The sequence below is a fragment of the Kribbella sp. genome (genome assembly GCF_035655035.1).
GTDB lineage: Bacteria > Actinomycetota > Actinomycetes > Propionibacteriales > Kribbellaceae > Kribbella.
In genome coordinates, this window is sequence record NZ_DASRVN010000745.1 from 1 (window position 1) to 7,251 (window position 7,251).

Here is a 7,251-nt window from a genome sequence, read left to right on the forward strand (position 1 = left end):
GTCAGGTCGTCGAACTTCTCCCGGGTGAAGTGCAGCAGCTGCAGCCGCGACTTCGCCGTGACGGTTGCCGTCCGCAACGTGTTCTTCCGGACCGCGACCTCGCCGGCGATGTCGCCCGGCCCGAGCTCGGCGATCTCCTCGCCCTTCTCCCGGACCGCGGCGGTGCCGCTCAGGATCAGGTACGCCGCGTCCGGCGGCGTCTGCTCCAGGATCAGCGACCAGCCGGCCGGCACCGAGACCTCCTCGCCGGCCCGGAAGATGTCCCGGATGTCGCGTCCGGACAGATCCGCGAACAGCGGCAGGTCTCGCGGGGACGTCCTACCAAATGCCACGTCGATCCTCCTCGGTCGGCGATCCGCCGATGTTTCCAGTCGGTAACTGTAGCGGCCGAACGCCACCGGGGACATCAGGTGGTCCCCAGGAGAAACCGGCGAGCTCTACCCGTTGACCCGCCGCGAGCACCCGGTTACGGTGACGGAAATCGATTTCTGAGCCTGCTCCACCCCGCCCGAGGAGACCTAGATGCGGAAACGATGGCTGCTTGTCGTCCCGGCCCTGATCGGAGCCTCCCTGGTGCCCGCCGACCCCTCGGCTCCGGCCCAGGCCTCCGCCGTGCCGTCACCTGTCGAGCGGGTCGCGAAGCTCACCGGACCGCAGTCGATCAACGACACCGAGGCACGGTTCGGCCTGAAGGCGACCGACCTCGGCATCCTCTGGGACAACGGGTCCGGCCAGATCCTGTCCGCGTTCGGCGACAGCTACGGCAGCGGCTGGACCGGGCCGGGCGGCGGCGCCGGCGACCAAGCCACGATCGACTGGCGGTGCAACCTGCTGCTCCGCAGTACCGACCACAACCTGAGCGACGGGATGTCGTTCGACTCGGCCGCCGAGGACCGGCCCGGGCATGCCAAGGAGATCCTGCCCTGCAAGAAGATCGACCGCGACGAGCACACGGTGATCCCGACGGCGGGGATCTCGGTCGGGCATCGCCAGTACATCCAGTACATGTCGGTCAACTACTGGGGAACGCCCGGCAGCTGGTTCACGAACTACTCGGGCTTCGCGTACTCCGACGACAACGGCGAGACCTGGACCAAGGACGCCGGCGCCCGCTGGCAGAACACCAAGGCGTGGGACGACAACTTCCAGATGACGGCCCTGGCCAAGGACAAGGGCTTCGTCTACATGATCGGTACGCCGAACGGCCGCTTCGGCAGCGCGCACCTGGCCCGCGTCCCCGAGCAGCAGGTCCTGCAGAAGAAGGCCTGGCGGTACTGGGACGGCCGTACCTGGTCGCCGCAGGAGGCTGCCGCCGTACCGATCGCGGCCGGTCCGGTCGGCGAGGTCTCGGTGCAGTGGAACGCGTACACCGGCAAGTGGCTGATGATGTACCTCGACGAGCACCGCGCCTCGATCGTCATGCGCTCGGCCGCCGACCTGACCGGTCCGTGGAGCGGCGAGCAAGTCGTTGTCAAGGGCACCGATTACCCCGGGCTCTACGGATCCTTCATGCATCCGTGGTCGCAAGGCCCCGACCTGTACTTCACGATGGCGCAATGGGATCCGTACAACGTGTTCCTGATGCACACCAAGCTCACCGACGACGGCAAGACGACCAACCTGGTCAGCGATCCCGGCTTCGAGGCGCAGACCAGCGGTACGCCGTCCGCACCCTGGCAACTCAGCGGCACCGGCGGCATCGACCGCAGCAACCTCGGGCACACCGGCACCAACAACGCGTTCGTCCGCGACTCGATCGGCACCCACCAGCTCCAGCAGACGGTCGCCGTACGCCCCAACCACCGGTACCGGCTGTCCGCCTGGGTTCGGACCGCCGAGAACAACTCCGAGACCATGCTCGGCGTCCGCACCCTCCGCGGCCGGACGATCGCGCAGCAGACCGGCGGCGCGCATCCGCAGTACACGCAGGTCACCGTCGACTTCGACTCCGGCCGCGAGTCACTGATCCAGCTGTACGCCGGCTTCTTCGGGCACGGCCAGGACGTCTGGCTGCAACTCGACGACGTGGTCCTGGAGGAGATCCGGTGAAGCGCCTGCTGCTGGCCTTGCTGGTCATCGCGAGCGCTTTGACGGCCACACCTGCGCAAGCCGCGACCGGTCAGCTCCTGTACGACGGCACCGGCCTCTACCCGCGCGCGATCCGTCTCGAGCACAGCGGTGCGGCGAACGGGCGGATCCTGGCGAGTATCGTCACGTTCTCGGGGAACGACGGGCTCGGCGCGATCTACGAGAGTACGAACAACGGCAGCAGCTTCACCCAGGTGGGCACGGTCGCCGACCCTCAGGCCGCCGCCGGGAAGGGTCTCTGCTGCGCCACCCTGTTCGAACTCCCGCGGGCAGTCGGCGGCCTACCCGCCGGAACGCTGCTCTGGGCCGCCTCGGTCGGCGCCTCCGCCCGGCCGATGTCGCTACGGATCTGGCGCAGCAACGACGTCGGCCGCACCTGGTCGTACCTGTCCAGCTGCGCGACCGCCCCGAACGACAGGGGCCTCTGGGAACCCGAGTTCTCCGTCGCGGCCGACGGACGGCTGGTGTGCCACTACTCGGACGAGACCGATCCGGCGCACAGCCAGAAGCTCATGGAGGTCCGCAGTACCGACGGCGTCACCTGGACCGATCCGTCGCCGACAGTCGTCAGCCCGACGGTCGGCCATCGGCCGGGGATGCCGATCGTACGGCGGCTGCCGAGCGGGAGGTACGTGATGTCGTACGAGATCTGCGGGCTGGGCGGGCAGTACGACTGCGCGGCGTACATCCGGCACTCGGCCGACGGCTGGAACTGGGGCTCGCCGTCCGACCTCGGCCGGCGGGTACAGACCATCGACGGCAGGTACTTCACCCATGCGCCGACGATCGCCCTCGCCCCGAACGGCAAACTGCTGCTGGTCGGCCAGATCCTGCAGAACGCCGACGGTTCGGTCGCCGCCGGAAACGGCCGGACGATCTTCGCGAACACCGGGGGCGGGAACGGCTACTGGTACGAGCTGCCGGCGCCGGTCGCGGTCACGAACCCCTACAACAACTACTGCCCGAACTACAGCTCTCCGATGGTCGTCTCGCCGGACGGCAGGAGCGTCCTGGAACTCGCGTCCGACTACGACGGCACCGTCTGCAAGACGTACTTCGGCACCGGTTCGGCGGCGGTACGCAGGACGCCGCCGGTCTGACCGATGCGACCTGGCGAGTGGAGCGGCAGTAGAGCTATTGGGTACGCCGTCGGCGGCGGGTTCGGGAGGACCGGCGGCGGACCGGGCGGCGTGGGCCGACCAGGCGGGGTCCCGCCAGGCGGTCCTCCAGGCGGCGGGCCTCGCGGCGGATCGGCTGGGCGACGTACTCGCCGAGGATCAGCCCTGACGCGAGTGCGACGCCGATCGCGACCGCGGTGGTGAGACTGACGATGCCGATCAACTGCCCGCCCGCCGTCAGCTCGTACAGGCCCTTGTAGATCGTCAACCCCGGCAGCAGCGGGATCGACCCGGCGACCACCACGACCAGCGGCGGCACGCCGGTCCGCCGGCCACTGGAATACCCACCCAGGCCGACGACGAAGGCGGCGGCCGCGGTGGACCAGGCGGGGCCGAAGGACGCTCTCGTCATCAACGTGAAGACCAGCGAGGCGAGCGCTCCCATCACCGCCACCGGCAGCAAGGCGCGCAGCGGTGCGTACGACGCGTACGAGTAGGCGACGGACATCACCGCACCGGAGATGACCATCACCGGCAGGTTCGCGAGCTGGATCGTCGGGGTCTCGATCCCGACGTTCAGGCCGAGCCGCAGCGCCAGCGCGAGGCCGAGCGAGACGCCCGCGATGATGCCGCCGGTGAGCAGCATCGCCTCCAGGCTCCGGGCCGCCGCGGTCACGTAGTACCCGGTGATCGCGTCCTGGACGGCACCGGTGAGCGCGATCCCGGCCAGCAGCATGATGATGCCCGCGGCAACGACCAGCGACGGTTTCACCGGCGCGTGGAGGGAGTACAGCACCAGGGCCACCGCGGTCGCGACGAAGGCACCGGCGACCTGCTGGTAGAACGCGGGCAGCCGCTGCCGATTGAACCAGCGGTTGTTCATCTCGATGACGATCGCGGTCAGCACCGCCACCAGCGTGATCAGCCAGCCACCACCGAGCAGCAGGGTCGCGCCGCCGGCCATGACGCCCCACGCGAGCACCGAGGTCCAGCGCGGGTACGGCGGACCCGCGGACGTCAGGCGGGCCAGCTCGCGGGACGCGTCCTCGCGGCTCAGGTCGCCGCGCGCGAACCGCCGTACCAGCCGGTCGACGTCGGTCAGCCGGGAGAAGTCCTGCGAGCGGTACCGGACCAGCCGGATGTGCGTCTCGGGCGCGGCGTCCGGCGCCTCCTGGTACGACACCGCCATCGACGTGAATGTGATGTCGACCTCGCACCCGCGCAGCCCGCCGGCCGCGGTGACGCCGAGGATCGTCGCGGTCGCGTCCGCCGTACCGGCACCGCTGGACAGCAGCACCTCACCGACCCGTAACGCCAGGTCGATGGTCGCGTAGACCTCCCGCTGCTGGTCGGGCTCCATCTATTCGTCGAGCAGCCGGTGAGCCATGGACAGGTCGGTGATCAGGATGTTGACCCAGCCGCCGAGCAGCGCGGCGCGGATCGCGGAGTACTTGCGTTCACCGCCGGCCACCCCGATCCGGCGCGGCACCGCCAGCAGCTCCTTCGCGGTCACCCCGATCACCCGCTGGTCGAACGTCGAACGCACAAGCTTTCCCTCTTCGTCGAAGAACCGGAAACACACGTCCCCGACGGCACCGAGCCGGCGTAGCTCGTCCTGGTCGGCCTCGGCGACCGCGTTCCCGCTGCGCTGCAGCAGCGGCGAGGGCTCGAGGCTGCCGATCCCGACCAGGGCGTCGGTGAGCTGTCCCCAGGTGCCCAGAACGTCCCGGACCGACACGTCGTTCATCATCGCCCGGCGGACGGCCGGCGTCCCGACCAGGCCGGGTGCCGGCAGGTAGACCGGCATCCCGCCGGTCAGCTCGGCGAACCGCGCGGTCAGCCGGGTGGCCTGCATCTGCACCGCCGCGTCGCCCAGACCGCCGACGATCTGCACCACCTTGTCCACCACCGGCACGCTCTTGCGCGGCATCCGGTCCACCGCGGAGATCAGCGTCTCGCTCCACGACGAGATCCCGACCACGTGCCCGCCGGTGAGCGTCATGTCCAGGTACGCCGCGGCGCCCGAGCCGAGCGCGGGCAGTACCTCGTCGCCGGCGCCGATCGTGTCCACGACGACCGCGTCGCGCAGCCCGTACCGGCCCTGCAGCTCGTCCTCGAGGTCGCTGTGCACGCCGCTCGGCATGGTCACCACGGTGTGCACGATGCCGACCTCGACGGCCTGCTTGAGCATCCGGGAGACCCGCGCCTGGGACAGGTTCAGCTCGGCGGCGATCTGCGGTTGCCGGATGCCTTTCTCGTGGTACATCCGGGCCACCTTCGCGAGCAGCCGCAGCTCGTCCAGCCCCGGCTGGCGCACCGCGCGGTTGCTGTTCACGACACCCCTCTCAAGACGATCAAACTGGACTATAGGCAGATGTAGACCCTCGGTGCGCCACCGACGTCAGGCAATGGACTCTCCGGCGTGTCCCGTTTCCCGGTCGCCACTACCGAACCGTCCCGCGGATCGACGATCGTGTACGCCAGCGGCACGGTGTCGTCGAACACCATCACCGGGCCGCCGTTCTCGCGGTACACGATCAGGCCGCCGTCCGCCGTACTCAGCGCGCGACCGGAGATCACCCGTGTCCAGTCCGGCCGCATGTCGGTCGTCGGGAGCCCGCGCAGGATCTTCCCGAGCATCCCGACGTACGTCGAACCCTCGAAGCCGAGCGCCTCGCGCCAGCCCGCGCCCGGGGCGAGGAAGTACCCGGAATGGCCCGGCTCGTCCGCGTGCAGGCGCCACTGCCACAGGCTCCCGGCGCCGTAGACGACCCCCATCGTGCCGCCCGCGCAGAGGTTGCTCCACGCCTCGTGGCCCTGCCACCAACCCTCGGCGACTCCGGTGCGGCCGGTGTGTTCGTACGTCGGTTCGCCGTTCGCGACGGCCTTCACCGGGTGGTTGCGCCACAGGTCGGCGACCCGCTCCGGGACGTGTTCGCCGGTGTGGCCGGTCTGGCACCACTGGAAGTCGAGCCAGTCGGCGTCCTGGTGGGCGTCGGCACGGCTGTGCGGGCGGTAGTGGATGCCGGTCGGCTGCTCGTAACAGTCGGCCGCGTGCACCTCGGCCCCACCCGCTGCGATCTGGGGCTCGGTGCCGGTTCCGTCGGCGCCGACCAGGTAGATGGCGGGCCTCGCGCCGTACCGCGCGACGAGGTAGCGGCAGTACGTCGCGTACTCGTCCGCGGGCACCACCGTCCCGGCGACGTCCAGCCCCTTCCACCCGAACCCCTGGAAGACCGGCTGCAGCACCGGGACGATCCCGTGCTCGACGAGGATCCCGAGCAGTTCGTCGAGGTAGTCGAAGTACTCGAAGTTCAGCTGCTGGACGTGGCCGTCCGGCAGATCCTCGAACCCAACCCCGAACCCTTCGTCAGCAGTCCGATCCCGCGGCCCGACCGCCCGCATGTCCGGCTGCACCGTCATCAGCAGCACCGCGTTGAACCCCTTGGCCTGCCGCTCAGCGGCATACTCACGCACCTGCTCCGGGGTAGCACGCCAAGGCAACGCCCAAGCGGTATCAGCCACCAGCAACGCCGGAGTCCCGTCCGCATGCACCAGACTTCGCCCACCATCCGACATCCGCCAAAACCCATGCGCGTAGAACGGGTTGGTCTCCTCCGCGGCCGCAGGCCGTACCTCGAATTCACCCGACTCACCACCACCCGCCCACCGCCACCGCCCCGCGAAGGGCGCAGCGAAGCGGACCTTCCGTTCGGCGCCGCCAGCTCCGCCCGCGGCGCGGGATGCCTTGCCGTCGTCGAAGCTCGGGCGCCGAAGGCGGAGCCCGGACTCGTGTTCGAAATCGACCCAGTCCTCGGTGGTGGGGAACTCGATCTCGTGCCAGGTGGGTGAGATGGACATGACACTCCTGGGAGGCTGGTTGCCGTTAAGCTGATCTGAGAAGAACACACGTGCTCTGGGGTCGGTGAAATTCCGAGCCGGCGGTGACAGTCCGCGACCCGTGACTTCGTGAGAAGGAGCGGTTGACCTGGTGGAACTCCGGGACCGACGGTGAAAGTCCGGATGGGAAGACGCACGTGGCAGC

Annotated in this window: 6 protein-coding genes and 1 riboswitch; of the genes, 2 read left to right on the plus strand and 4 right to left on the minus strand. The window is 69.5% G+C overall.

Features of this window, described 5'->3' with window-relative positions; translation table 11 throughout:
* The coding region (locus tag VFF46_RS38165) for a cyclic nucleotide-binding domain-containing protein (RefSeq protein ID WP_325042152.1) at nucleotides 1-332 on the minus strand (332 nt) is incomplete at its 3' end.
* Nucleotides 333-522: 190 nt separating this feature from the next.
* Here VFF46_RS38165 and VFF46_RS38170 point away from each other — a divergent pair.
* Together VFF46_RS38170 and VFF46_RS38175 are read left to right on the plus strand one after the other, a co-directional pair.
* Complete coding sequence (locus VFF46_RS38170; RefSeq protein WP_325042153.1) at nucleotides 523-2,049, plus strand: DUF4185 domain-containing protein; 1,527 nt, start codon at nucleotides 523-525, stop codon at nucleotides 2,047-2,049.
* Nucleotides 2,046-3,188, plus strand: a complete 1,143-nt coding sequence (locus tag VFF46_RS38175) for a sialidase family protein (protein ID WP_325042154.1) — start codon at nucleotides 2,046-2,048, stop codon at nucleotides 3,186-3,188. The genes VFF46_RS38170 and VFF46_RS38175 overlap by 4 nt, the downstream gene beginning before the upstream one ends.
* 34 nt (nucleotides 3,189-3,222) lie before the next feature.
* On the opposite strand, the gene VFF46_RS38180 is transcribed toward VFF46_RS38175, so the two are convergent.
* From VFF46_RS38180 to VFF46_RS38190, 3 genes are read right to left on the minus strand one after another with little or no spacing between them, the layout of a single operon-like run.
* Entirely contained in the window at nucleotides 3,223-4,566 is a 1,344-nt protein-coding gene (locus VFF46_RS38180) for a threonine/serine ThrE exporter family protein (RefSeq protein ID WP_325042155.1), read from the minus strand.
* The gene (locus tag VFF46_RS38185) at nucleotides 4,567-5,541 is read right to left on the minus strand and encodes a sugar-binding transcriptional regulator (protein WP_325042156.1); all 975 of its coding nucleotides are present in this window, start codon (nucleotides 5,539-5,541) and stop codon (nucleotides 4,567-4,569) included.
* A 29-nt stretch (nucleotides 5,542-5,570) separates the two neighbouring features.
* Nucleotides 5,571-7,067, minus strand: a complete 1,497-nt coding sequence (locus VFF46_RS38190) for a DUF4038 domain-containing protein (RefSeq protein ID WP_325042157.1) — start codon at nucleotides 7,065-7,067, stop codon at nucleotides 5,571-5,573.
* A gap of 46 nt (nucleotides 7,068-7,113) precedes the next feature.
* Nucleotides 7,114-7,247: riboswitch (FMN riboswitch) on the plus strand.
* Nucleotides 7,248-7,251 lie beyond the last annotated feature (4 nt).